21 protein-coding genes are annotated in these 23,143 nt (G+C 67.9%); 14 read left to right on the top strand and 7 right to left on the bottom strand.

Translation table 11 applies throughout. The annotated features are described in order from the left end of the window. Window positions 1-168 precede the first annotated feature (168 nt). The gene (locus HHL28_RS09695; protein WP_075768625.1) at window positions 169-1,017 is read left to right on the top strand and encodes a tetratricopeptide repeat protein; all 849 of its coding nucleotides are present in this window, start codon (window positions 169-171) and stop codon (window positions 1,015-1,017) included. A gap of 52 nt (window positions 1,018-1,069) precedes the next feature. Further along, on the top strand, window positions 1,070-2,401 hold the full coding sequence (locus HHL28_RS09690) for a S8 family peptidase (protein ID WP_083698710.1): 1,332 nt from the start codon (window positions 1,070-1,072) through the stop codon (window positions 2,399-2,401). A 266-nt stretch (window positions 2,402-2,667) separates the two neighbouring features. Here the strand turns inward: HHL28_RS09690 and HHL28_RS09685 are convergent, their stop codons facing one another. After that, window positions 2,668-4,371 carry a histidine kinase famiy protein gene (locus HHL28_RS09685; protein WP_075768628.1) on the bottom strand — a complete coding sequence of 568 codons (1,704 nt, stop codon included), beginning with the start codon at window positions 4,369-4,371 and terminating at the stop codon, window positions 2,668-2,670. A gap of 54 nt (window positions 4,372-4,425) precedes the next feature. After that, a complete protein-coding gene (locus tag HHL28_RS09680) occupies window positions 4,426-4,770 on the bottom strand; it encodes a response regulator (protein WP_169655066.1) in 345 nt (114 codons plus the stop codon). 409 nt (window positions 4,771-5,179) lie between these two features. Here HHL28_RS09680 and HHL28_RS09675 point away from each other — a divergent pair, with 409 nt between their 5' ends. The 3 genes from HHL28_RS09675 (at window position 5,180) to HHL28_RS09665 (ending at window position 9,231) form a co-directional block, all read left to right on the top strand. Beyond that, on the top strand, window positions 5,180-5,617 hold the full coding sequence (locus tag HHL28_RS09675; protein ID WP_169655064.1) for a MerR family transcriptional regulator: 438 nt from the start codon (window positions 5,180-5,182) through the stop codon (window positions 5,615-5,617). A 105-nt stretch (window positions 5,618-5,722) separates the two neighbouring features. Next, the gene (locus HHL28_RS09670; RefSeq protein ID WP_075768631.1) at window positions 5,723-6,859 is read left to right on the top strand and encodes a thiolase family protein; all 1,137 of its coding nucleotides are present in this window, start codon (window positions 5,723-5,725) and stop codon (window positions 6,857-6,859) included. Between the two features lie 26 nt (window positions 6,860-6,885). Beyond that, entirely contained in the window at window positions 6,886-9,231 is a 2,346-nt protein-coding gene (locus HHL28_RS09665) for a 3-hydroxyacyl-CoA dehydrogenase/enoyl-CoA hydratase family protein (RefSeq protein WP_075768632.1), read from the top strand. Between the two features lie 143 nt (window positions 9,232-9,374). On the opposite strand, the gene HHL28_RS09660 is transcribed toward HHL28_RS09665, so the two are convergent. After that, entirely contained in the window at window positions 9,375-9,863 is a 489-nt protein-coding gene (locus HHL28_RS09660) for a hypothetical protein (protein WP_075768633.1), read from the bottom strand. Window positions 9,864-10,148: 285 nt separating this feature from the next. Between HHL28_RS09660 and HHL28_RS09655 the strand changes: the two genes are divergently transcribed. Then, entirely contained in the window at window positions 10,149-11,942 is a 1,794-nt protein-coding gene (locus HHL28_RS09655) for an acyl-CoA dehydrogenase C-terminal domain-containing protein (RefSeq protein WP_075768634.1), read from the top strand. 262 nt (window positions 11,943-12,204) lie between these two features. On the opposite strand, the gene HHL28_RS09650 is transcribed toward HHL28_RS09655, so the two are convergent. Beyond that, window positions 12,205-13,140 carry a LysR family transcriptional regulator gene (locus HHL28_RS09650; protein WP_075768635.1) on the bottom strand — a complete coding sequence of 312 codons (936 nt, stop codon included), beginning with the start codon at window positions 13,138-13,140 and terminating at the stop codon, window positions 12,205-12,207. 191 nt (window positions 13,141-13,331) lie between these two features. On the opposite strand from HHL28_RS09650, the gene wrbA reads away from it, so the two are divergent. The 3 genes from wrbA to HHL28_RS09635 all read left to right on the top strand — a co-directional run bounded on the left by wrbA (window position 13,332) and on the right by HHL28_RS09635 (window position 15,424). After that, window positions 13,332-13,934: an NAD(P)H:quinone oxidoreductase gene (gene wrbA / locus HHL28_RS09645; RefSeq protein ID WP_075769137.1), complete on the top strand. Its 603-nt coding sequence runs from the start codon at window positions 13,332-13,334 to the stop codon at window positions 13,932-13,934. Window positions 13,935-14,147: 213 nt separating this feature from the next. Continuing rightward, window positions 14,148-14,858, top strand: coding sequence for a pirin family protein (locus tag HHL28_RS09640; protein ID WP_075769138.1), 711 nt, complete (start codon window positions 14,148-14,150; stop codon window positions 14,856-14,858). Between the two features lie 176 nt (window positions 14,859-15,034). Then, on the top strand, window positions 15,035-15,424 hold the full coding sequence (locus tag HHL28_RS09635) for a DUF423 domain-containing protein (RefSeq protein WP_075768636.1): 390 nt from the start codon (window positions 15,035-15,037) through the stop codon (window positions 15,422-15,424). On the opposite strand, the gene HHL28_RS09630 is transcribed toward HHL28_RS09635, so the two are convergent. Further along, on the bottom strand, window positions 15,421-15,774 hold the full coding sequence (locus HHL28_RS09630) for an ArsR/SmtB family transcription factor (RefSeq protein ID WP_075768637.1): 354 nt from the start codon (window positions 15,772-15,774) through the stop codon (window positions 15,421-15,423). The two genes, HHL28_RS09635 and HHL28_RS09630, sit on opposite strands and share 4 nt — an antisense overlap. Window positions 15,775-15,929: 155 nt before the next feature. On the opposite strand from HHL28_RS09630, the gene HHL28_RS09625 reads away from it, so the two are divergent. The 5 genes from HHL28_RS09625 (at window position 15,930) to dxs (ending at window position 20,642) form a co-directional block, all read left to right on the top strand. After that, on the top strand, window positions 15,930-16,163 hold the full coding sequence (locus HHL28_RS09625) for a sulfurtransferase TusA family protein (protein WP_075768638.1): 234 nt from the start codon (window positions 15,930-15,932) through the stop codon (window positions 16,161-16,163). A 105-nt stretch (window positions 16,164-16,268) separates the two neighbouring features. After that, the gene (locus HHL28_RS09620; RefSeq protein WP_075768639.1) at window positions 16,269-17,198 is read left to right on the top strand and encodes a histone deacetylase family protein; all 930 of its coding nucleotides are present in this window, start codon (window positions 16,269-16,271) and stop codon (window positions 17,196-17,198) included. Window positions 17,199-17,466: 268 nt separating this feature from the next. Continuing rightward, window positions 17,467-17,718, top strand: coding sequence for an exodeoxyribonuclease VII small subunit (locus HHL28_RS09615; protein WP_075768640.1), 252 nt, complete (start codon window positions 17,467-17,469; stop codon window positions 17,716-17,718). Window positions 17,719-17,784: 66 nt separating this feature from the next. After that, complete coding sequence (locus tag HHL28_RS09610; RefSeq protein ID WP_075768641.1) at window positions 17,785-18,684, top strand: polyprenyl synthetase family protein; 900 nt, start codon at window positions 17,785-17,787, stop codon at window positions 18,682-18,684. A 35-nt stretch (window positions 18,685-18,719) separates the two neighbouring features. Continuing rightward, window positions 18,720-20,642 carry a 1-deoxy-D-xylulose-5-phosphate synthase gene (gene dxs, locus HHL28_RS09605; RefSeq protein WP_075768642.1) on the top strand — a complete coding sequence of 641 codons (1,923 nt, stop codon included), beginning with the start codon at window positions 18,720-18,722 and terminating at the stop codon, window positions 20,640-20,642. A gap of 143 nt (window positions 20,643-20,785) precedes the next feature. Here dxs and HHL28_RS09600 read toward each other — a convergent pair whose 3' ends face one another. Together HHL28_RS09600 and HHL28_RS09595 are read right to left on the bottom strand one after the other, a co-directional pair. Then, entirely contained in the window at window positions 20,786-20,923 is a 138-nt protein-coding gene (locus HHL28_RS09600; RefSeq protein WP_075768643.1) for an entericidin A/B family lipoprotein, read from the bottom strand. A 108-nt stretch (window positions 20,924-21,031) separates the two neighbouring features. After that, window positions 21,032-23,128, bottom strand: a complete 2,097-nt coding sequence (locus HHL28_RS09595) for a methyl-accepting chemotaxis protein (RefSeq protein WP_169655062.1) — start codon at window positions 23,126-23,128, stop codon at window positions 21,032-21,034. Window positions 23,129-23,143: the final 15 nt, after the last annotated feature.

Here is a 23,143-nt window from a genome sequence, read left to right as displayed (position 1 = left end):
CAAGGCGGGAAGGCCCTGCCCATTCCGCCCGGCATGAATTGCCCGGGGGCAACCGGGGTCAAGGGCGGAAGCCGCGGGAGCCCTGGTTTTTTCCCTGGCACGGCGGTTGCTGTTCCCCGTCCGAACAACCCGCCGCGGGGCCGGACGTGCCCCGCATGGAGCCTGCCCATGTCGTTCGCCGCCGCGTGCGTCAGCCTTTCCCGCCAGCAGCTCATGGCCGGTTTCCTGGCCGATGCGGAGCTGACCTGCCGCAGCGCCCTGGAAGCGGCGCCGGCGGACGCGGAGGCGCTGCACCTGATGGGCCAGATCGCCCTGCGCTGCTACCGGCCGGAGGAGGCCGAAGAGCATTTCGGGCGGGCCGTGGCGGCCGACCCGGACGAGCCCCTTTACCATGCCAGCCTGGCCAAGCTGCTGTTGGCCCGCCGACGCTATGCGGAAGCGGAGGCGCGGTTCCGACGGGCCCTGGCTTTGGAGGAAGGGGACGCCGCCAGCCACAACCACCTGGGCGCGGCCCTTCGCGGCCAGGGCCGGTCGGCGGAGGCGGAGGCCTGTTTCCGGCGCGCCCTGGACCTCAGCCCCGCCTATGCCGAGGCCCATGACAGCCTTGGCGTCGTCCTGCGCGACCGCGGCCTGTGGGAAGAGGCGGAGTTCTGCTTCCGCAACGCCCTGGCCCTCCGTCCGGACCTGGCGGAGGCCGGGCTGAACCTGGCGGGGCTGCTGCTAGACACGGGGCGGCTGGCGGAGGCGGCCCTGCTCTATGCCCGCACCCTGGCCGCCGACCTGTCCCGGGCGGAGGCGGCCATCGGTCTGGCCCGGGTCTTCGCCGCCCAGGGCCGGCGGGAGGACGCACTCGCCCTGCTGGCCGGGGCGCGGGAGCGGATGCCGGGAAACTCCCTTGTCCAACAGGCTTTGCGTAGCCTCTTCTGCAACCCTATCGAGATTGAATGGCCTTGCGACATTAACAACGCATACGTCATATCTACACCTTTAGAGAGTCAGGCATTTACAAGGGGCTAAGAAAATAGTTTAGTATGCCATACAACCCTAGACTCAAACTCGTGAGGTGGATATGAGCAAGCGCCGTACAAAGCTCTATGTAGTTCTGCCCGCACAGGGTTTAACATCAGAGGCGCTGACGATTAAAGCGCTTTCGCAAAGTCATGAAGTGCTTCGGTTGAAAGATATTGTCGGTGATTTCAGATCAGCGTCAGGAAAGAATCGCATATGGTCAAGTGGAGAGGATGTTAGCCTTCCGTTCATGAAAGACTCAATGGAAGATGATTATGAACTAGGAGAGGTGATCGACTCTTTTCTTGATGATGGCCCAAAACTCGTCAAGCTAAGTGCAGAAGGTGAGCGTATACTGCGAGCTGGCGCGTTCAGGCTCGTGCCAATTACAAAGTATCAATTGCAAGTGGCGTCAGCACCTGTGATCCTTTTCAGCAGCCCTGAGACTGGCTCCGCGGTGGCGGGTTATAACGATTTCCTGCGGACGCACTTTTCCGAACCTCTATCCTCGGCAAGCTCGCCGAAAGGAGAAGGGGTTACCGTTGCCGTCGTGGACAGTGGCGTCGACGGCAATCATTCCCGGTTGGCGGGTCGAGTGACCGGAGGTCGATGCACAGTCCAGGGGGAGAACCCCCTTGATTGGGGCGCATGCTCGACGGACAAGGGTGCCCACGGAACGCATGTGGCTGGGATTATTTGTGCGGGGGGCGATCCAAGTTCAGGTCCGGTCGGGGTGGCGCCAGGGGCCAAGGTCAGGAGCTATCGGGTTTTTCCAAAAGACATGTCGGATGGTGCCAGTAACTATAGCATTATTCAAGCGATCAGGGCGGCAGTCGAAGATGGATGCGATATCATAAATCTGAGTCTTGGTGGGCGCGCTGCAAAAGATGATGGCGTGAGAGATGCCGTAAACTATGCTTGGGTAAACGGTTCTGTTTGTATAGCCGCTGCGGGCAATGATAAGAGAAGGCCTGTGAGTTATCCTGCTGCCCATCATAATTGTATTGCTGTGTCGGCTATTGGAAGAGTGGGTACGTTCCCGCCAGGGTCTACGGGCCAAACCTTTGTGAGCTCCCCATTTGCATCATCGGACCAAAACATATTCCTCGCGTCGTTCTCCAACATCGGCCCGCAGATCGATTTGACCGGCCCCGGTGTCTGGATCGTCTCGACTCTTCCGAACGGGGAAATTGGTGCCATGAGTGGCACTTCCATGGCATCCCCTGCGGTCGCCGGGTTTGCGGCTGTTGTCCTGTCCAGGAACTTGAATATATTGAACGCGAAACGGGATGAGCAGCGCTCCCACGCCATTCTCCAATCCGTGCTGAGCCGCTCCACGCAGGTCGGCCTCGGCAGCTTCGATTACGAGGGGTATGGCCTACCGAGGGTTTGACGATGTCGGACAGGTTTATCCTTCAGAACTGGTCCAAGCCGTCGTCGGCGCCAGTTTCGGAAAGCCAGTCGGAGTTGGCTTCAGTTCTGGAGGATTTTCCGCAGGTCCAGCTGGTCGAGGTAGGGCCGGGTACGGCAATTATTGAAATCGATGGCCGGAATGCCTCCGAAATTGCCCGTATCCGGTCCCGCCTGGAGGACACCTTGCATGATTGGAAGGTTTACGGTCAGAGCACCTATGGTCTGCCGTAAAGGTTTGATGTCATCTCAAGCCTCATGCACCGGCTTGCCCCGGCGGGCGCCGGGTTGGGGTGGGGCGTGGGCGCGGTTCAGGGCGGCGCGGACCCGGTCGGCCAGCTCGGACCGGCGGTAAGGCTTGCCCAGCACGTCCATGGCGGGGGTGCGCGGCCCCTCCGCCACCAGTTCCTCCGTGTAGCCGGTGGCGAGCAGCACGCCCAGGTCGGGCCGCACGGCGCGGGCCTTTTCCATGAGCACCAGCCCGTTCATGCCGCCGGGCATGACCAAATCGGTGAACAGCAGGTCCACCCGGTCGCCCGCCTCCAGCAGCTTCAGCGCCTCCTCCCCCGACGGCGCGGTGAGGACGCGGTAGCCCAGGCCCTGGAGCTGGTGGGCGGTGATGCCGCGCACGTCCTCGCTGTCGTCCACCACCAGGATCGTCTCCTCGCCGCCCTGCTCTTCCCGGGGGTGGTCGGGCACGGTCATGGGCCAGGTGGAGCGCACGGCCTGCACGGGGAAGACCATCCGCACCGTGGTGCCCTTGCCCGCCTCGCTCTGCAACTCCAGCCGGCCGCCGGACTGTTGCAGGAAACCGTGCACCATGGACAGGCCCAGGCCCGTGCCCTTGCCGGGTCCCTTGGTGCTGAAGAAGGGCTCGATGGCCCGTTCCAGCACGTCGGGCGACATGCCCGTACCCTCGTCCCTCACCGCCAGCCAGACATAGTCGCCGGGGGTGAGCTGGTGGGCCGCGGCGTCGCCATTCAGCTTCAGGTTGCCGGTGGAGATGGTGACCTTGCCGCCCCCGGGCAGGGCGTCCCGCGCGTTGATCAGCACGTTCAGCAGGGCCATCTCCACATGGATGGGGTCCACCGTGCATTCGGGCAGGCGCGGTTTCAGGTCCAGCCGCAGCTCGATCTGGTCGCCCAGGGTGCGGTCCAGCATGTCGCTGAACTCCACCACCAGGCTGTTCAGGTTGGTGGGGCGGGGGTCCAGGCGCGTCTTGCGGGCGAAGGCCAGCAACTGCTGGGTCAGCTTGGCGCCCTGGCGGGCGGCGCGGTCCGCGTTCTCCACCGCGCGGCCCGCCTCAGGCGGCAGGCCGTCCAGTTCCAGCGCCAGTTCCAGGTTGCCGGAGACTACCTGGAGCAGGTTGTTGAAGTCATGGGCCAGCCCGGCGGTGAGCTGGCCGATGGCCTCCATCTTCTGGGCCTGGCGGTAAGCCTGTTCCGACACCCGGCGACGGGTGACATCCAACTGGCTGGCGAAGAAATACCGCAGCGTCCCCGACTCGTCGAAGATCGGGCCGATGAACAGGGCGTTCCAGAAGGGCGTGCCGTCGCGGCGATAGTTCAGCAACTCCACCGACACGGCGCGGCGCGCCTCCAGCGCCTCCCGGATCTCGTTCACCGTCTCCCGGTCCGTCCGGGCGCCTTGCAGGAACCGGCAGTTGCGCCCCTGGATCTCCTCCATCTCATAGCCGGTCAGGTCCAGGAACGCCTCGTTGGCGAAGACGATGGGATTGTCGGGCAGGTTGGGGTCGGTGACGATCATGGGCATGCGCGTCATCTCCACCGCGGCGAAGAAGATGCTGCCCCGCTCGTCCAGGCCGGGCCTGGAGATGACGCCCTTGCGCCAGTGTTGCCCCTGGCCCGTGTCGTTGTTGCCCGCCGTACCCTTGTCCGGGCCCGGCTCGACCGGGCGGCCTTCGTCCGGCTGGGACCGACGCGTGTCAGCCATGGCCGGCGCCGCCCAGGGGGGCCTCGGGCCCGGCGCCCCGCCGCGTGCCGCGCTTCAGCACGTGGTCCAGGTGGTGGGCGAGGCTCTTGGGGCTGACCGGCTTGCTGAAGAAGGTGACCAGCGGGTCCCCCGGCCGACGTTGCCCGCGTCCCCCTGATAGCCCGTGACCACCAGGATCGGCAGGCCCGGGTCCCTGGCGCGCAGGCGGAGGATCAGGTCGCGCCCGTCCATGCGCGGCATCCGCAGGTCGGTGACCACCGCGTCCGCCGGGTCCTGGTCGAGGAGTTCAAGCGCCTCCTGCCCGTCGCGGGCGAGGCTGACGCGGTATCCGGCCTGCGACAGGGCTGCCTCGAACATCATGGCCACCAGCGCTTCATCCTCGGCGACGATTACGTGCAACAGGGGTCTCCGGGTCCTTCGTGCCAGGGGCGGGGTGTTGCCGGGCCATCCCAAGGGGGGAAGGGATGGCCGACGGGCGGCCTCGGCGCACGCCAGGGATAGCGGGCGCCCCCGACGCATGAATAGTTGCTGGGTAACGCGGATTCCATGCCGTGCGACGCGATGGCCGGTCAGAAATTGGTGCTACGCCGGGCCGAGGAGCTTTTACCAAAGTCATAGGGGGTAGAATGGCTCTGCGCCCGAACAGTGGGCGCCGGTCGGGGATGGGCGCTCCCAATGGGGTGGCACGCGGCCGGGACAGAAACCCCTTGACGTGCACGTAAGCTGCAATTACCTTTACGTAAACGTAAGCCACTATGTGGCGCGGGGAAATAGGCGGCCATCGGCCGGCCTGGTGTCGGGGGAGGGGATGGCGATGCTGGACGGGGCTGAGCCGCAGGCGACCGGCAAGGAAGGCCGCACCTACACCATCGGCGAGCTGGCCGAGGAATTCGGCCTGACCCTGCGCACCCTGCGCTTCTATGAGGATGAGGGGCTGATCCGCCCCGCCCGCGCCGGGCAGAGCCGCATCTATTCCCGCCGGGACCGGGCGCGGCTGAAGCTGATCTGCCGCGGAAAGCGGCTCGGCTTCTCCATCGGCGACATCAAGGATTTCCTCGACCTGTACGACGCCGACGAGGCCCAGGTCGAGCAGATGCGATACATGCACGGGCTGGCGCGCGACCGCATCCGCCAGCTGGAGCAGCAGCTCCGCGACGTGCAGCAGACCCTGCGGGAGCTGCGGGACATCGACGACCAGATCGTCTCGCACCTCAAGCACCAGGGTGTCGACCCGGAGTCGGAATGAGCGGGCGGAGGGCCTGACGATCCGATACCTTAAGGGTCAAACAGTTCCGTGAACGTCCCGGGCCCACCCGGGCAGCAAGTCCACCAGGCGAGGAGTGCTCAGTCGATGAAGAACGTCGTCATTGCCGGTTATGCCCGTTCCCCCTTCCACCTCGCCAACAAGGGCGAGCTGACCCGGGTCCGCCCGGACGATCTGGCCGCCGCGGTGGTCAAGGCGCTGGTGCAGCGCACCGGCGTGGACCCGAAGGAGATCGAGGACCTGATCGTCGGCTGCGCCTTCCCCGAGGGTGAGCAGGGCTTCAACGTCGCCAAGCTGATCGGCATGATCGCCGGCCTGCCCCAGTCCGTGGCCGGCACCACCGTGAACCGCTTCTGCGGCAGCTCCATGCAGGCCATCCACCAGGCCGCCGGCGCCATCGCGCTGGGCGCCGGTGAGGCGTTCATCTGCGCCGGCATCGAGAGCATGACCCGCGTGCCCATGGGCGGCTTCAACCCGTCCCTGAACCCCGCCCTGGCCGCCGCCAACCCCGGCGCCTACATGTCCATGGGCATCACCGCCGAGAACCTGGCCAAGAAGTTCGGCTTCAGCCGCGCCGACCAGGAGGCCTATGCCGCCGAGTCCCACCGCAAGGCCGCGGCCGCCCGCGCCGCCGGCAAGCTGGAGGCGGAGATCGTCGGCATCGAGACCCAGGGCAAGCTGGTCAACCAGGACGGCTGCATCCGCCCGGACACCACGCCGGAGGGCCTGTCCACCCTGAAGCCCGCCTTTGACGCCGCCGGCACCGTGACCGCCGGCACCTCCTCCCCCCTGACCGACGGCGCGTCCGCCGTGCTGGTGACCTCGGAGGACTTCGCCCGGGCCCACGGGCTGAAGGTGATGGCCCGCATCCGCTCCATCGCCGTGTCCGGCTGTGACGCCACCATCATGGGCTACGGCCCGGTGCCCGCCTCCAGGAAGGCCCTGGCCCGCGCCGGCATCACCGTCGCCGACCTGGACATCGTGGAGAGCAACGAGGCCTTCGCCGTGCAGTCCATGACCGTGGCGAAGGAGCTGGGCTTCGACCCCGCCAAGGTGAACATCGACGGCGGCGCCATCGCGCTGGGCCACCCGCTGGGCGCCACCGGTGCCCGCATCACCGGCAAGGCCGCCAGCCTGCTGCAGCGTGAGGGCAAGGCCCTGGCGCTGACCACCCAGTGCATCGGCGGCGGCCAGGGCATCGCCACCGTGCTCGAGGCGGTCTGAGCCGGCCGGTAGGGGAGGATAGACCCATGCAGATCAAATCCTGCGCCGTGATCGGCTCGGGCGTGATGGGCAGCGGCATCGCCGCCCACATCGCCAACGCCGGCATTCCCGTCATGCTGTTGGACATCGTCCCCCAGTCCGTGAAGGACAATGGGGGCGACCGCTCGGTGGTGGCCAAGACCGCCATCGAGAAGATGCTGAAGACCGACCCGGCACCCTTCATGCACAAGAAGGCCGCCAGCCTGGTCACGCCGGGCAACCTGGAAGATGACTTGCCCAAGCTGGCCGACGTCGACTGGATCGTCGAGGCCATCGTCGAGAACCCGGCCATCAAGGCCGACCTCTACAAGAAGCTGGACGGGGTGCGTAAGGCCGGTTCGGTGGTGTCGTCCAACACCTCCACCATCCCGCTGAACATCCTGCTCCAGGGGCAGAGCGAACGGTTCGCCGCCGACTTCATGATCACCCACTTCTTCAACCCGCCGCGCTACATGCGGCTGCTGGAGGTGGTGAAGGGTGAGAAGACGCGCGACGACGCCTTCCAGGCGGTCAGCGCCTTCTGCGACGTGGTGCTGGGCAAGGGTGTCGTCCGCTGCAAGGACACGCCGGGCTTCATCGCCAACCGCATCGGCACCTACTTCATGCAGGCCGCCGTCAACGAGGCCATCGACGGCGGGCTGACGGTGGAGGAGGCGGACGCCATCTCCGGCAAGCCCATGGGCCTGCCGAAGACCGGCACCTTCGGGCTGATCGACCTGGTCGGCCTGGACCTGATGCCGCTGATCTCCAAGTCGCTGCTGTCCACCCTGCCGCAGGACGACGATTATCGCCGCATCTACCGGGACAACCCGCTGGCGGCGAAGATGATCGCCGAGGGCTATACCGGCCGCAAGGGCAAGGGCGGCTTCTACCGCCAGACCAAGCTGCCGGACGGCAAGCGCCTGCGTGAGGCCATCGACCTGCGGACCGGTGAGTACCGCAAGTCCGGCCGCGCCTCGCTGGAGTCGGCCAATGCCAAGGGCCTGCGCGCCCTGGTGGAGACCAAGGACAAGGGCGGCCAGTACGCTTGGCGCGTGCTGAGCCAGAGCCTGTCCTACGCCGCCGACCTGGTGCCCCAGATCGCCGACGACGTGCAGTCGGTGGATGAGGCCATGCGCCTTGGCTACAACTGGAAGTTCGGGCCGTTCGAGATGATCGACCAGCTCGGCACCGGCTGGTTCGCCGAGATGCTGGCCGCCGAGGGCAAGCCCGTCCCCCACATGGTGAAGCTGGCCGCCGGCCGGTCCTTCTACCGGACCGAAGGGGCGAAGCTGCAGTTCCTGGGCACCGACGGCGACTACCATGACGTGGTCCGGCCGGAGGGCGTGCTGCTGCTGTCGGACGTGAAGCGCGGGTCCAAGCCGGTGGCGAAGAACGGCTCCGCCAGCCTGTGGGACATCGGCGACGGCGTGCTTTGCCTGGAGTTCACCTCCAAGATGAACGCCCTGGACGCGGACATCATGGCGATGATCCGCAAGTCCATGGAGATCATCGGCGACGGCAAGTCCGGCTCGTTCAAGGCCCTGGTGGTCCACAACGAGGCGTCCAACTTCTCCGTCGGCGCCAACCTCGGCCTCGCCCTGTTCGCCCTGAACATCGGCCTGTGGCCGCAGGTGGAGCAGTCGGTCGCCGATGGGCAGCAGACCTACAAGGCCCTGAAGTACGCCCCGTTCCCCACCGTGTCCGCCCCGTCGGGCATGGCGTTGGGCGGCGGCTGCGAGATCCTGCTGCACTCCAGCGCGATCCAGGCGCACGCGGAGCTGTATACCGGTCTGGTGGAGGTCGGCGTCGGCCTGCTGCCGGGCTGGGGCGGCTGCAAGGAGATGGTCTTCCGCCACACCATCAACAAGAAGCGGCCGGGCGGCCCCATGCCCCCCATCGCCACCGCCTTCGAGATGATCTCCACCGCCAAGGTGGCGAAGTCCGCCTTCGAGGCGCGTGACATGCTGGTGCTGCGGCCGGCCGACGGCATCACCTTCAACAAGGACCGGCTGCTGGCCGACGCCAAGAAGAAGGCGCTGGAGCTGGTGGCCGCGGGCTACACGCCGCCGGAGGAGGTGAAAATCCGCCTGCCCGGCCCGGGTGCCCGCGCGGCCCTGGAGAACGCGGTGGAGGGCTTCGCCGCCCAGGGCAAGGCCACGCCCCACGACGTGGTGGTGTCTGGCGCTGTCGCCACGGTGCTGAGCGGTGGCGACACCGACATAACGGTGGAGGTCAGCGAGGACGACCTGTTGGAGCTGGAGCGGAAGCACTTCATGGCCCTGGTGAAGACCAAGGGCACCATCGACCGCATCGAGCACATGCTGGAGACCGGCAAGCCGCTGCGGAACTGATGTCGTCGTAGGTCGGATTAGGCGCCCTGCGCCGTAATCCGACAGCCCTTTGCCCCGGACCGTCGGATTACGCGGCTGCGCCGCTAATCCGACCTACGGAGAACCTGGGGGCCGCGGTGCCGGGAGGCGTCGCGGCCCCTATTTCATTTGGCAAGATTGAAGCTGTCGGCCTCCGTGCACGCGACCCCGTCCAGCTTCCAGGCCCCGCCTGCCTCGGCCATGCGGTAGGTCGCGGCCGGCTTCGGTTGCCCCGGCCAGAACATCTCGACACGGTCGGGGCCTACGGTCCGGTACAGGAACTTCGCCGGCGCGTCCTGGCCGCACAGGACGGGGTGGTACTCCAGGCCGCAGATCATCCCCTCCAGGTACTTGCCGCCGCAGTCCCGCATCACCGTCTCCCGCTCCGCCGCGCGCATGGCCTGGACCAGGGCGGGGGTCAGGCTGTCGGGCAGTTTGCCCTTGCTGTCAGGGCGGCCCAGCAGCACCTCCACCGACCGCTCGTCCCGGCTGAACCCGGTCAGCAGCGTGTGCAAGGCCTTCTCCATGGGCGTGGCCGCCGGGTGGGGCGCCTCCGCCGCCGCGGGAAGGGAGAACAGCAGCAGGGCGGCCAAGGCGGTCAGGGGATGGCGCATCGGGGGTGTCCGAGTTTCAGGGGGTGGGGGTAATCCGAAGGATGCCTTGGATGCGGGCAGGATTCCAGCCGCCGCGCAACTGGAAGTCATCATGCCCGGCCCCGCTGCCCACATGGCGCTGGACCTTACCATTACGTAATGGTAAGGTCTGTCCTGGCGCGTCGGTCGGCGTCGCCACCACGGAAAACAAGGGCGCCCCGGTGCCTTCGACCCCGAATGCGGGCGACTCAAGCCTGCTGCCGGGGCGGAGCCGCGTCGGCTGCCCATGAGAGGAAGGACCCTCCCATGCCCGTCTACAAGGCCCCGTTGGACGAGATCAACTTCGTCCTGAACGACGTGCTGAACGCCCAGTCCCTGACCCAGCTGCCCGGCTACCAGGACGCCACCCCGGACCTGATCCAGTCGGTCCTGGAGGAGGCGGCGAAGCTCTGCGAGAACGAGCTGCAGCCCCTGAACCGCAGCGGCCACGAGGAGGGCTGCCACTACGAGAACGGCGTGGTGCGCACGCCCAAGGGCTTCAAGCAGGCCTATGACAAGTATGTGGAGGGCGGCTGGCAGGGCTTGTCCTTCGACCCGGAATACGGCGGCCAGGGCCTGCCCCACACCATCGGCTTCGTGATGGAGGAGCTGATGTGCTCCGCCAACATGGCCTTCGCCATGTATCCGGGCCTGACCCACGGCGCCATGAACGCCCTGCACGCCCACGCCAGCGAGGAGCTGAAGCAGCGCTACCTGCCGAAGATGGCGTCCGGCGAGTGGTCCGGCACCATGTGCCTGACCGAGCCGCACTGCGGCACCGACCTGGGCCTGATGAAGACCAAGGCCGTCCCGCAGGAGGACGGCAGCTTCAAGATCACCGGCACGAAGATCTTCATCTCCGCCGGCGAGCATGACCTGACCAAGAACATCATCCACCTGGTGCTGGCCAAGATCCCCGACGGCCCGGCGGGCATCAAGGGTGTGAGCCTGTTCGTGGTGCCGAAGTTCCTGCCCACCGAGGATGGCGAGCCCGGCATGCGCAACGGCGTGATGTGCGGCTCCATCGAGCACAAGATGGGCATCAACGCCAACGCCACCTGCGTGATGAACTTCGACGATGCCACCGGCTGGCTGGTGGGCGAGCCCCACAAGGGCATGCGCGCCATGTTCACCATGATGAACGCCGCCCGCCTGGGCGTGGGCATGCAGGGCCTGGGCATCGGCGTCGTCGCTTACCAGAACGCCCTGGCCTATGCCAAGGACCGCATCCAGGGCCGCGCCCTGTCCGGCGCCAAGAACCCGGACAAGGCCGCCGACCCGATCATCGTCCACCCGGACGTGCGCAAGAACCTGTTGCAGGCCAAGGCCTTCACCGAGGGTGCCCGCGTGCTCGGCTACTGGGTCGGCATGATGATCGACATGTACGAGAAGCACCCCGACGCCAAGGTGCGGCAGGAGGCGGAGGACTTCGTCGCCCTGATCACCCCCGTGGTGAAAGCCTACTTCACCGACATGGGGTACGAGGTCGCCACCAATTCCCAGCAGATGTACGGCGGCCACGGCTACATCCGCGAGTGGGGCATGGAGCAGTTCGTCCGCGACGCCCGCATCGCCATGATCTATGAGGGCGCCAACGCCATCCAGGCGCTGGACCTGGTGGGCCGCAAGATGCCCCAGAACATGGGCCGCCTGTTGCGTCGCTTCTTCCACCCCATGCAGGCGGAGCTGGAGCAGTCCATGTCCGAGGCCGGGCTGGTGGAGTTCGCCGGCCCCCTCTACAAGGCCTTCGGCAAGCTGCAGCAGGCCACCGCCGTCGTCGCCCAGAAGGGCATGGCGCGGCCGGACGAGGCCGGTGCCGCCAGCACCGACTATCTGCGCATCTTCGGCCTGGTCAGCCTGGGCTGGATGTGGCTGAAGATGGTCAAGGTCGCCCAGGCCAAGCTGGCCGAGGGTGGCGACGGGAAGGCCGACTTCTACGACGCCAAGGTCAAGACCGCCCGCTTCTTCATGGAGAAGATGCTGCCGGAGGTGGAGTTCCGCTTCCGCAGCCTGATGTCCGGCGGCAAGTCCATGATGGACATGTCGGTGGAGCAGTTCTGACCGTCATCGGTCAGGCGAAAGGGAAGGGCCCCGGTGGAAACGCCGGGGCTTTTTCCATTTGACCATTGCTGCCAATCACAGGATGTCATCCCGGGCTTGACCCGGGACCCTTGGGAAAGCGGATGTGCCAAGGGGCGGCAGCGGGGCTCCAGAACAAGGAACAACGGGGCTTCCGGTGACCTGCACTAAGGGGCCCCGAGGGCCCCGGCTCTCCGCTGCGCTGCGGCCGGGGTGACATCAGGTGCCTTGCACTGCTTGGGTCTTATCCCCCCTTCAGCACCACCAACCCCGCGTCCCAATAGGGGACCGGGCCGAAGCTGGTCGCCAGCAGGTCCACGAAGGCGCGGACCTTGGGGGACAGGTGGCGGTTGGCGGGGTAGACGGCGTGGAGCGCGCCCTCCGACACGGTGTATTCGGTCAGGATGCCGCGCAGCTTGCCGGATAGAAGGTCATCCCCGACGATGAAGCTGGGCAGCACGACGATGCCCAGCCCGGCCAAGGCCGCCTGGCGCAGCACGTCGCCGTTGCTGACCCGCATCCGCCCCTGCACCCGAACGCCCTGGGTCTCCGCCGAGCCGGGGGCGATGCGGAAGCTCCATTGGTCGAAGCTCTGGCTGTTGGTGTAGAGCAGGCAGTCATGCTCGACCAGTTCCGCCGGGGTCTGGGGCGTGCCGCGGCGAGCCAGGTAGGCGGGGCTGGCGCAGACCACCATGCGGATGGGGCAGATGCGGCGGGCGACCAGGGAACTGTCCTTCAGCCGGCCGATGCGCACGGCCACGTCATAGCCTTCCTCCACCAGGTCCACGAAGCGGTCGGACACGTCCATGTCCACCTGCACCTCCGGGTACCGTTCCATGTAGCCGCAAAGGACCGGGGCCAAGTGGGACAGGCCGAAGGACATGGGCGCCGCCACCTTCAGCGTGCCGCGGGGGGCCGCGTGCTCCGACGTGACCGACCGCTCCGCCTCCTCCAACTCCGCCAGGATCTGGCTGACCCGCTGGCAGAAGCCCTGGCCCACCTGGGTCAGGCTGATGCTGCGGGTGGTGCGGTGGAACAGCCGGGTACCCAGCCGCGCCTCCAGCTCCGCTACCCGGCGGCTGGCGGCGGACTTGGACAGGCCCAGCTTGTCGGCCGCCTTGGTGAAGCTTTTCGTCTCCGCCACCAGGGTGAACAGCTTCAGGTCATCCAACCGATCCATGCTTGCGACCTTTCCGCTTGGCCATACCTCTTCCATGGCCCCGACGCCGGGCCATGGATTGTCGCGCATGGCGCAACATTCCGGTGCGATATTGGGCGATTATCGGATGGACGGCAACGGCATATCTTGGGCGTCGAGAGGTTGGGGCAGCACCCGCACCCCGGAAACCCGAAAAGCTGATGGAGACGATGATGAGCAAGGTCCTGGTCCTCTACTATTCCAGCTACGGCCACATCGAGACGATGGCGAAGGCCGTGGCGGAGGGTGCCCGCTCCGTGCCCGGCACCGAGGTGTCCGTGAAGCGCGTGCCGGAGCTGGTGCCGCCCGAGGTGGCCAAGCAGGCCGGGATCAAGCTGGACCAGGAGGCCCCCGTCGCCACGGTGGCCGAGCTGGCCGACTATGACGCCATCGTCATCGGCACCCCCACCCGCTATGGCCGCATGGCCAGCCAGATGGCCAACTTCCTGGACCAGACCGGTGGCCTGTGGGCCCGCGGCGCCCTGAACGGCAAGGTGGGCAGCGCCTTCACCAGCACCGCCAGCCAGCATGGCGGGCAGGAGACGACGCTGTTCAGCGTGATCACCAACATGCTGCACTTCGGCATGGTGATCGTCGGCCTGCCCTATAGCTTCCAGGGCCAGATGGGCGTGGACGAGGTGAAGGGCGGCAGCCCCTATGGCGCCTCCACCATCGCCGACGGCAACGGCAGCCGCCAGCCCAGCGCGGTGGAACTGGACGCCGCCCGCTTCCAGGGCGCCCTGGTGGCGAAGACGGCCGCCAAGCTGGCGGCCTAAGTTTCCTCTCCCTAGGGAGAGGGTGGCGCGGCAGCGCCGGGTGAGGGAGGTGGGCGTAGAGACCACCTCTTGAACCAACCCGTTTCGAGGAACCCGTCCCCTCACCCGCCCCTGCGGGGCACCCTCTCCCCAGGGGAGAGGGGGACACCAAACAGGACCGCCCCCCGGCCGCCGATGGTCGGGGCTGGGGGCGGGGCCTTGGAGGACAGGACCATGATCGAACGTCGCAGCCTTTCCAGCCTCGGCAACGCCAATTTCGGCTGGCTGGACGCCAAGCACCATTTCAGCTTCGGCCACTACCATGACCCGAAGCGGGTGCATTGGGGCCCGCTGCGGGTGTGGAACGACGACACCATCGCCGCCGGCACCGGCTTCGACCCGCACCCCCACCGGGACATGGAGATCATCACCTATGTCCGCAAAGGGGCCATCACCCACCAGGACCGGCTGGGCAACCAGGGCCGGACCGAGGCGGGGGACGTGCAGGTGATGTCCGCCGGCACGGGCATCGTCCATGCCGAGTACAACCGCGAACCGGGTGAGACCCAGATCTTCCAGATCTGGATCATCCCCAACAAGGCCGGCGTGCAGCCCCGTTGGGAGGCCCGCCAGTTCCCGAAGGGGGAAAGTGCCGGCAAGCTGGTCACGCTGGCCAGCGGCCGGGCCCAGGACAAGGACAGCCAGGCCCTGATGATCCACCAGGACGCCGCCCTGTTGGGGGCCACCCTGCCGGCGGGCACCACGGTGACGCATGAGCTGGGTGACCGGCTGGCCTATCTGGTGCCGGCCCGAGGCAAGGTCCGGGTCAACGGCGTGGAGATCGACGCCCGCGACGGCGCCGCCATCCGGGGCGAACCGACCCTGACCATCGAGGCGCTGGAGGAGGCCGAGATCCTGCTGGCCGACCTGCCCCAGGCGGCCTGACGCCTGGCCCGCCGTCGGTCGGATCAGCGCAGCGTAATCCGAGAGTCGCACAACGGGCTTTCGGGGATGTATGTTGGACGTGGAAGCGGGGCCGTGGCGACACGGCCCCGTTTGCCATTGGGCCGGGGGACAGGATGGCTTAAATCAGGCCCGTCCAGAACAACCGGAACCGAACCATGACCGACCGCAGCGCCCGCCCGCAGCTTTTCCTCGCCGGCCTGTTCGGGGCGATGGCGGTGGCCTGCGCGGCCTATGCCGCCCACGGGCTGGGGCCGGTGAAGGGGGAAAGGGCGGTGGAGCTGTGGCGCACCGGGTCCCAGGTCCAGATGGTCCACGCGGCCCTGCTGGTCGGGTTGGTGGCCCTGCAGGCGCGGATGGAGGCGGGTAGGGGCCTGCTGGCCGCGGCGGGGTGGCTGGTCGCCCTGGGCAGCCTGCTTTTTCCGGGGGCGGTCTACCTGCTGGGCTGGTTCGGTCCAAGCGCGTTGGGCGCCGTTGCACCCATAGGGGGCCTCAGCCTGATCCTGGGTTGGCTGTGTGTCGCGGCAGCGGCCCTGCGCGCCCGTTAACCCATCACCGGCTCGGGCGAGCAGGGGGCGTCGCGGCCGTTGCGGTGGCGGGCGTCATCGGCGCAGTAAAGCTCGTAAAGGGTCCGCATGACCGAGGAGGCGTCGCGCCCGTTCAGGGAATAATAGATGGTCTGGGCGTTGCGCCGGGTCCGCACCAGCTTGTCCTTGCGCAGCCGCGCCAAATGCTGGCTCAGGGCCGACTGGGACAGGCCGACCAGCCGTTCGAGTTCCCCCACCGAATGTTCCCCCTCTGCCAGGTAGCAGAGGATCAACAGGCGGCGTTCATTGCCCATCGCCTTCAGCAGCGTGCTGGCTTTGCGGGCGTTGACTCTGAGCGATTGTGCGTCCATGAGGGTGAAAATCGGGCGGGCGCCCGGGCCGTCAAGCGCAGCCCGATAAAAAAATTCCCCGGCCGAATAGTGAAAGGCTGCCCGCGTCAGGGTCGCCCCGGCGCAAGGTCGAACCCGGCCCCACGGGCCCTATCCCGATGCCCAGGAGTGATGGGATGTCCGACACCGATGTCCTGTTGGATTGCAGCGGCCTGATCTGCCCCCTGCCGGTGCTGCGGGCGCGCAAGCGGCTGAAGGACCTGGCCGATGGGCAGGTGCTGCGGGTGCTGGCCACGGACAAGGCGGCACCCCGGGACTTCGAGACCTTCTGCCGTGAGGCGGGCCATGGCCTGCTGGAGAACGCAGGCGCGGACGGGGTCTACTCCTTCCGCATCCGGAAGGGCGGCTGAACGTCACAGGTGGGCGAAGGGGGAGGGGTGCTGATTCCCCATGAAACCTGTCGCGTAATGGGGGAAAGTGGGGCGAAGAGGAAACGCCACAAGAAACGGTTCTCCATGGACACGGCCCTGTTCTCGCATCCTGCCTGCCTGACCCATGACACGGGTGAAGGTCACCCGGAATGCCCTGCCCGGTTGCGTGCCGTGCTGAACGCCCTGGAGGGCGAGGCCTTCATGTTCCTGGACCGGCGGGAAGCCCCGCGGGCGACGGAGGACCAGTTGGCCCGTGTCCACCCGCGCGACCATGTGCAGCGCGTCCTGGCCATGGTGCCCGCCGATGGCTGGGCGGAGGTGGACGACGACACGGTGCTGTCCCCCGGCTCGGGCGAGGCCGCCTTGCGGGCGGCGGGGGCCGTGGTGGCGGCGGTGGACGCCGTCTGCACCGGGGAGGTGCGCAACGCCTTCTGCGCCGTGCGGCCGCCCGGGCACCATGCGGAGCCGGACAAGGCCATGGGCTTCTGCCTGTTCAACAACGCCGCCGTGGGCGCCGCCCATGCCCGCGCCGCATATGGGCTGAAGCGCGTCGCCATCATCGACTTCGACGTGCACCACGGCAACGGCACGCAGAGCTTCGCCCAGCACGACCCGGACATCTTCTACGGCTCCACCCACCAGTGGCCGCTTTACCCCGGTACCGGATCCGCCAAGGAGCATGGCGACTTCGGCAATGTGGTGAATGCCTGCCTGCCGCCGATGGCCGCCAGCCCGGAGTTCCGGCACGCGGTGCAGACCCAGTTGCTGCCCCGGCTGGACGCCTTCAAGCCGGAGCTGGTCATCATCTCCGCCGGGTTCGACGCCCATGCCCGCGACCCGCTGGCCGGCCTGGACCTGACAGAGGACGACTTCGCCTGGATCACCACGAAGCTTGGGGAGATCGCCAAGCGCCACGCCACCGGGCGGCTGGTGTCCGTGCTGGAGGGCGGCTATGACATCCGCGCCCTGGCCAGCAGCGCCGCGGCCCATGTGAAGGCGCTGATGGCGGTCTGAGGGCAGGGGAGGGGTGGCTCGACCCGCTTCCTCCCCATCGGTGACCGCCGCGCCTGTGTCGCCCGGGCAAAGGCATCAGCGGAGCTGGGCAGGCGGGCCGCGTTTGGTGCCAGGGCGCCCTGCCAAGCCAGCCTTGCGTCAATCCCGCCACCCCCGAAAGGGGTAGGGTCCCGGGCGGTTCGGCCATGCCAGCCCCCCCTGCAAGGCCGCTTGAACCGCTACCCCCATGAGTCATACAGTCCGCCCTTCCGCAACGGTCCGGCGTACCATGAGCGAGCAGAACCTACCCCAAGACATCGCCGCCCTCAGCTTCGAGGACGCCCTTGCCGAGTTGGAACGCATCGTGCGCCAGCTGGAGGAAGGCAAGGCCAAGCTGGACGATGCCATACGCTTCTATGAGCGCGGGACCCTGCTGAAGCGCCATTGCGAGCTGAAGCTGCGGGAAGCCCAGGCCAAGGTGGACCGCATCACCGTGTCCGCCGACGGGTCCATCGGCTCCGAGCCGGCCCGGCTGGACTGAACCGCCCCCACGCCCCATCTGACCTTTTCCCGGCCGTCGTCCGGCCCAGCCCCCGGGTGCACACCCATGCCCAGCCTGCCCAAGACCCTGCAATCCGCCATGGCCGACACCGTCGAGCAGGTGGAGACCGCCATTGAGGTCCTGTTGCCCACGGTGGACCTGGTGGAGGCGCGGCTGTTCGAGGCGATGCGCTATGCCTGCCTGGGCGGGGGCAAGCGGCTGCGCCCCTTCCTGGTGATGGAAAGCGCGCGCATGTTCGGGGTGAACCCGGCCTGTGCCCTGCGCGCCGCGGCGGCGGTGGAGTTCGTGCACTGCTACAGCCTGGTGCATGACGATTTGCCGGCCATGGACAATGCCGACCTGCGCCGTGGCCGCAAGACCGTGCACCTGGAATTCGACGAGGCCACGGCCATCCTGGCCGGCGACGGGCTGCTGACCGCCGCCTTCGAGATCCTGTCCGACCCCGAAACCCACGAGGACCCGCAGGTCCGCTGCAAGCTGGTGGCGGCCCTGGCCCGGGCTGCCGGGCCGCGCGGCATGGTCGGCGGCCAGATGCTGGACCTGATCGCGGAGAAGCAGACCTTCGACATCGGCGCCATCACCCGGTTACAGCGCATGAAGACCGGCGACATGATCGCCTTCTCCTCCGGGGCTGGCGCCATCCTGGGCAAGGCCGGCCCGGCGCAGCAGCACGCGCTCCAGGCCTATGCCCATGACCTCGGCCTCGCCTTCCAGATCGCAGACGATTTGCTGGACGTGGAAGGCTCCGAGGCGGAGGTGGGCAAGTCGGTGGGGCGTGACGTTGCCGCAGGAAAGGCTACTTTCGTTTCGATATTGGGCGTAGAACGAGCGAAGGACCAGGCGCGCCGGCTTGCCGACCAGGCGGCCGCCCACCTGGATATCTTCGGGGACCGTGCGGAAATGCTGAAGGAAGTGGCGCGCTACGTGGTGGAGCGCCGGTCTTGAGCGGCAATCCGACGGGGATCGAGGGAGTAGAGGCAATGGGCCAATCGAAGACCCCGCTGCTGGACCAGGTCCGCATCCCGGCGGACCTGCGCAAGCTCCAGCCGGGGCAGCTCCGGCAGTTCGCCGACGAGCTGCGGCAGGAAACCATCGACGCCGTCTCCGTGACCGGCGGCCATCTGGGTGCCGGGCTTGGCGTGGTGGAGCTGACGGTGGCCATCCACTATGTCTTCAACACGCCGGACGACCGGCTGATCTGGGACGTGGGGCACCAGTGCTACCCGCACAAGATCGTCACCGGGCGGCGTGACCGCATCCGCACCCTGCGCATGGGCGGCGGCCTGTCCGGCTTCACCAAGCGGTCGGAGAGCGAGTACGACCCCTTCGGCGCCGCCCACAGCTCCACCTCCATCTCCGCCGGGCTGGGCATGGCCGTGGCGCGGGACAAGGCCGGCAAGAAGAACCACGTCATCGCCGTGATCGGCGACGGCGCCATGAGCGCCGGCATGGCGTACGAGGCCATGAACAACGCGGGCGCCCTGGGCTCCCGCCTGGTGGTCATCCTCAACGACAACGACATGTCCATCGCCCCGCCGGTCGGGGCGCTGTCGGGCTACCTGTCGCGGCTGATCTCCTCCAAGCAGTACCGGGGCCTGCGCGAGGTGGGCAAGCACGTGGCGGAGCACCTGCCGCGCCCCTTGCAGAAGGCCGCCCGCCGGGCCGAGGAATATGCCCGTGGCATGGTCACCGGCGGCACCCTGTTCGAGGAGCTGGGCTTCTATTACGTCGGCCCCATCGACGGGCATAACCTGGATCACCTGCTGCCGATCCTGGAGAACGTGCGCGACGACCCGGCCGGCGGGCCGGTGCTGATCCACGCCGTCACCCAGAAAGGCAAGGGCTATGCCCCGGCGGAGGCAAGCGCCGACAAGCTGCACGCCGTCACCAAGTTCGACGTCATCACCGGCACCCAGGCCAAGCCCAAGGCCAACGCCCCCAGCTACACCCGCGTCTTCGCCGACGCCCTGGTGAAGGAGGCGGAGCGGGACGAGAAGGTGCTGGCCATCACCGCGGCCATGCCGTCAGGCACCGGCCTGGACGTGTTCGAGAAGGCGTTCCCCGAGCGCACCTTCGACGTTGCCATCGCCGAGCAGCACGCCGTGACCTTCGCCGCCGGCTTGGCGGCAGAGGGGTACAAGCCGTTCTGCGCCATCTATTCCACCTTCCTGCAGCGTGGCTACGACCAAGTGGTCCACGACGTCTGCATCCAGAACCTGCCGGTGCGCTTCGCCATCGACCGGGCCGGGCTGGTGGGCGCCGACGGTGCCACCCATGCCGGCAGCTTCGACCTCGCCTATCTCTGCTGCCTGCCCAACATGGTGGTGATGGCCGCGGCGGACGAGGTGGAGCTGATGGACATGACGGCCACCGCCGCCGCCTATGACTCCGGCCCCATCGCCTTCCGCTATCCCCGCGGCGAGGGGGTGGGGATGGAGATGCCGGAGCGGGGCCGCGTGCTGCCCATCGGCAAGGGCCGCATCGTGCGCGAGGGCAGCAAGGTCGCCATCCTCAGCCTGGGCACCCGGTTGGCGGAGTCGCTCAAGGCCGCGGAGGACTTGGCCGCGCGTGGCCTGTCCACCACCGTGGCCGACGCCCGCTTTGCCAAGCCCCTGGACGGTGACCTGATCCGCAAGCTGGCCACCGAGCACGACGTGCTGGTGACCATCGAGGAGGGCTCCGTCGGCGGCTTCGGCAGCCATGTGCTGCACTTCCTCGCCACCGAAGGGCTGCTGGACCAGGGCTGCAAGGTCCGGCCCATGGTGCTGCCCGACCGCTTCCAGGACCAGGACAGCCCACAGAAGCAGTATGACGAGGCCGGCCTGAACGCCCCCCACATCGTGGACACGGTGCTGAAGGCCCTGGGCATCCACGAGAGCGCCGCGGCGCCGGTGAGGGCCTGACCCGCTGTTCTTGTAGGTCGGATTAGGCGCCATCGGCGCCGTAATCCGACGGCGGCGGGCGTACCGCGTGGTGTCGTGACGGGATGTCGGATTACGGGACTCCGCCCCTAATCCGACCTACGAGCGCGCCCGACCAAGACCGCCTACTTCCTGCCCTTCTCGCCGGCGCCCTGGATGGCTTCCCCGGCCTTCTCGATGTCCTTGCCGATGCCCGAGACGGTGTTGCAGGCGGAGAGGGCCAGCAGGCCGGACAGCAGGATCAGGGCGAGGCGGGCGGTCATGGCGTGAGGGTCCCGGGAAGATAGTTCTTGGATTTGCTTAGTATAGTCGTGGCACGCCCCTGCCAAGTCCAGGCCCTTATGTCGGAAGGGGTAGCAGGCCCGCCAAGGTCACGCCCGGTACCCGATGCGGAAGCCGCCCCAATGGCGGCCTCGGACCATGATGGGGGCGGACACATCCTTCATCAGCACGAACACCCCGCCGCCCATGTCGCGGCGGTAGCATTGCAGCAGGTAGGGTTCCTTGTTCTTGGCAGCGGCCAGGCCCGTGGGATCGCGGAATATGCGGCGGTTGCGGGAATTGGCGGCGTTCCAGACCGGGTCCGGCCCCTGCGGCTTTGAGAACTTCTTGTTGTGGGTGGGCAGGTATCCGTTGCGGTCCACCGCGGCGCAGAAGGCGATGCCCTCCAGGCTGCGGAGCAGCGGTTCCTGAAGGTTTGGCAACAGCGTGTCCGTCAGGTCGGTGAAGCGGGTCAGCACTTGCTGCGGGTCGGTGCCGGGGACGGGCTGGTAATTCTCGTCAAACAGGTCCGACAGGCCGATGCGCCCGCCGGCCAGGGCGCGCTCGAACAGGTCGGCGATGCGGGCGGCGGTATCCGTCGCGGCCTCCACGAAGGGCACGTCCGCCGTGATGGTGAAGAAGGCCATCTGGCTGCCCAGGCGGCCCGCCTCCTCATCCATGTTGGTCACGGCTTCGCGGGTGCGCTCCACCAGGGCCGCGTTCTCCTGCGTGATGGTGTCCAGCTGCATCAGCGCCTCGCTGATGGCGGCCACGGTCTGGGCCTGCTCCCGGCTGGACCGGGCCATGCTGTCCAGCAGGCCATCCACCCGGCCGGTGCCGTCACGGATGCTGTCCAGCGCCTCTCCCACGCGGCGGACCTGGGCCACGCCGGCCTGGACGCGCTGGCTGCTGGCCTCGATCAGGGCTTTGATCTCCTTGTTGGCGGTGGCCGTGTGCTGGGCCAGGGTGCGCACCTCCTGTGCCACCACGGCGAAGCCGTGCCCGGCCTCCCCGGCCCGGGCGGCCTCCACCGCGGCGTTCAGGGCCAGCAGGTTGGTCTGGAAGGCGATCTGCTCGATGGTGCCCACGTTTTCCGCCATCAGCTTGGCGCTCTCGGCGATGGCGAGCACCGCCTTGATGGCTTCCCCGGCTGTCTGGAAGCCCTCATCGGCCAACTCGCGGCTGCGGCGGGCGGCCACCCCGGCATCGGCCACGCCGGCCGCGGTCCCCTGGGTGGTGGCGGCGATCTGCTGCACGGCGGCGGCCGTCTCCTCCAGGCGGGAGGCCTGGTCGGCGGTGCGCAGGAACAGGTCGTTGAAGTCCGCGGCGATCTGGCTGACATCGTTGGAAATGCGCACCGTGCCGCCGAAGATGGCCTGGACCGTCTCCCCCATCTTGCCGGACGTCGCGGCTGCCCCGTCGGCAACGGCGCCGAGTCCGGTGCCCGTCGCCCCTTCCAGCGCGAACCGGTGGGTCAGGTCGCCCCGGGCCAATGCGTCGAACTGGTCGGCGACGCCGCGCAGCAGGTCAGCCTGCCGCCGCGCCAGCCCGTCAAGGGTTGCCGCCACACGGTCCAGGGAAGTGTTGCCGGAACCGGGCAGGGAACCCGCCGGCGTCTCGCCCTTGGCGACCGCCTGGAGGGCGGACTCCAGGGCGGCGGCGAAGCGGTCCAGGGTCGTCTCCTCCCGCCACTCCACCAGCCGGTACCGCACGGCACCCGGCAGGTCCGTTGTCCGGGCAGTGAACCGCCGCCCGGCCCCAGCGGCAAGGGAAGCGGGATCAGGCAAGGGATGCCCGTCCGCATCGCCCAATAGCTGCCGGGCGGCGTCGTTGAGCTGTACCAAGCTGTTGTCGGGCCCGACCAGGACAGCGGGAAGCGTCCCCGCCCGGAAGCCGGCCGCCGTGAGGGATAGCCCCGCCACCCGCCGCGACACCTCCGCCAGATCCTTGTCCAGGGCTGGTAGGCCCGTCTGGGCATCGGCGCCCTCATCGGTGCCGAGCCGGGACATGGCCAGGGTGACCCCGGCGACTGCCTGCGCCATGCCGGACATCACCAGCCAAGCCGCCATCAGCAGCAGGGCCAAGGCTGCCGCTCCGAATCCAGCGGCCATTGCCACCGACCCGGCCAACCCGCCGGCCACCGCCCCGGCAGCCAGCACGGCCTGTCCCGCCAGCAGGATCAAGGGGAGCCGCAGGAAGGGGGGCATGGATGGGGACGTCGG

The sequence above is a fragment of the Aerophototrophica crusticola genome (assembly GCF_012913305.1).
Classification (GTDB): domain Bacteria; phylum Pseudomonadota; class Alphaproteobacteria; order Azospirillales; family Azospirillaceae; genus Niveispirillum; species Niveispirillum crusticola.
Note: the sequence above shows the minus strand (reverse complement) of the source record. Positions and strands in the feature narration are given on the sequence as shown.

Coding starts and splice junctions, on each gene's coding strand:
- HHL28_RS09640 (WP_075769138.1), top strand. CDS start 14,148: ATGATCGAACGTCGCAGCCTTTCCAGCCTCGGCAACGCCAATTTCGGC.
- HHL28_RS09675 (WP_169655064.1), top strand. CDS start 5,180: ATGGCGATGCTGGACGGGGCTGAGCCGCAGGCGACCGGCAAGGAAGGC.
- HHL28_RS09620 (WP_075768639.1), top strand. CDS start 16,269: ATGGACACGGCCCTGTTCTCGCATCCTGCCTGCCTGACCCATGACACG.
- HHL28_RS09655 (WP_075768634.1), top strand. CDS start 10,149: ATGCCCGTCTACAAGGCCCCGTTGGACGAGATCAACTTCGTCCTGAAC.
- HHL28_RS09685 (WP_075768628.1), bottom strand. CDS start 4,371: ATGGCTGACACGCGTCGGTCCCAGCCGGACGAAGGCCGCCCGGTCGAG.
- HHL28_RS09600 (WP_075768643.1), bottom strand. CDS start 20,923: ATGACCGCCCGCCTCGCCCTGATCCTGCTGTCCGGCCTGCTGGCCCTC.
- HHL28_RS09695 (WP_075768625.1), top strand. CDS start 169: ATGTCGTTCGCCGCCGCGTGCGTCAGCCTTTCCCGCCAGCAGCTCATG.
- HHL28_RS09630 (WP_075768637.1), bottom strand. CDS start 15,774: ATGGACGCACAATCGCTCAGAGTCAACGCCCGCAAAGCCAGCACGCTG.
- HHL28_RS09610 (WP_075768641.1), top strand. CDS start 17,785: ATGCCCAGCCTGCCCAAGACCCTGCAATCCGCCATGGCCGACACCGTC.
- HHL28_RS09635 (WP_075768636.1), top strand. CDS start 15,035: ATGACCGACCGCAGCGCCCGCCCGCAGCTTTTCCTCGCCGGCCTGTTC.
- HHL28_RS09595 (WP_169655062.1), bottom strand. CDS start 23,128: ATGCCCCCCTTCCTGCGGCTCCCCTTGATCCTGCTGGCGGGACAGGCC.
- HHL28_RS09670 (WP_075768631.1), top strand. CDS start 5,723: ATGAAGAACGTCGTCATTGCCGGTTATGCCCGTTCCCCCTTCCACCTC.
- wrbA (WP_075769137.1), top strand. CDS start 13,332: ATGAGCAAGGTCCTGGTCCTCTACTATTCCAGCTACGGCCACATCGAG.
- HHL28_RS09615 (WP_075768640.1), top strand. CDS start 17,467: ATGAGCGAGCAGAACCTACCCCAAGACATCGCCGCCCTCAGCTTCGAG.
- HHL28_RS09660 (WP_075768633.1), bottom strand. CDS start 9,863: ATGCGCCATCCCCTGACCGCCTTGGCCGCCCTGCTGCTGTTCTCCCTT.
- HHL28_RS09690 (WP_083698710.1), top strand. CDS start 1,070: ATGAGCAAGCGCCGTACAAAGCTCTATGTAGTTCTGCCCGCACAGGGT.
- dxs (WP_075768642.1), top strand. CDS start 18,720: ATGGGCCAATCGAAGACCCCGCTGCTGGACCAGGTCCGCATCCCGGCG.
- HHL28_RS09650 (WP_075768635.1), bottom strand. CDS start 13,140: ATGGATCGGTTGGATGACCTGAAGCTGTTCACCCTGGTGGCGGAGACG.
- HHL28_RS09625 (WP_075768638.1), top strand. CDS start 15,930: ATGTCCGACACCGATGTCCTGTTGGATTGCAGCGGCCTGATCTGCCCC.
- HHL28_RS09665 (WP_075768632.1), top strand. CDS start 6,886: ATGCAGATCAAATCCTGCGCCGTGATCGGCTCGGGCGTGATGGGCAGC.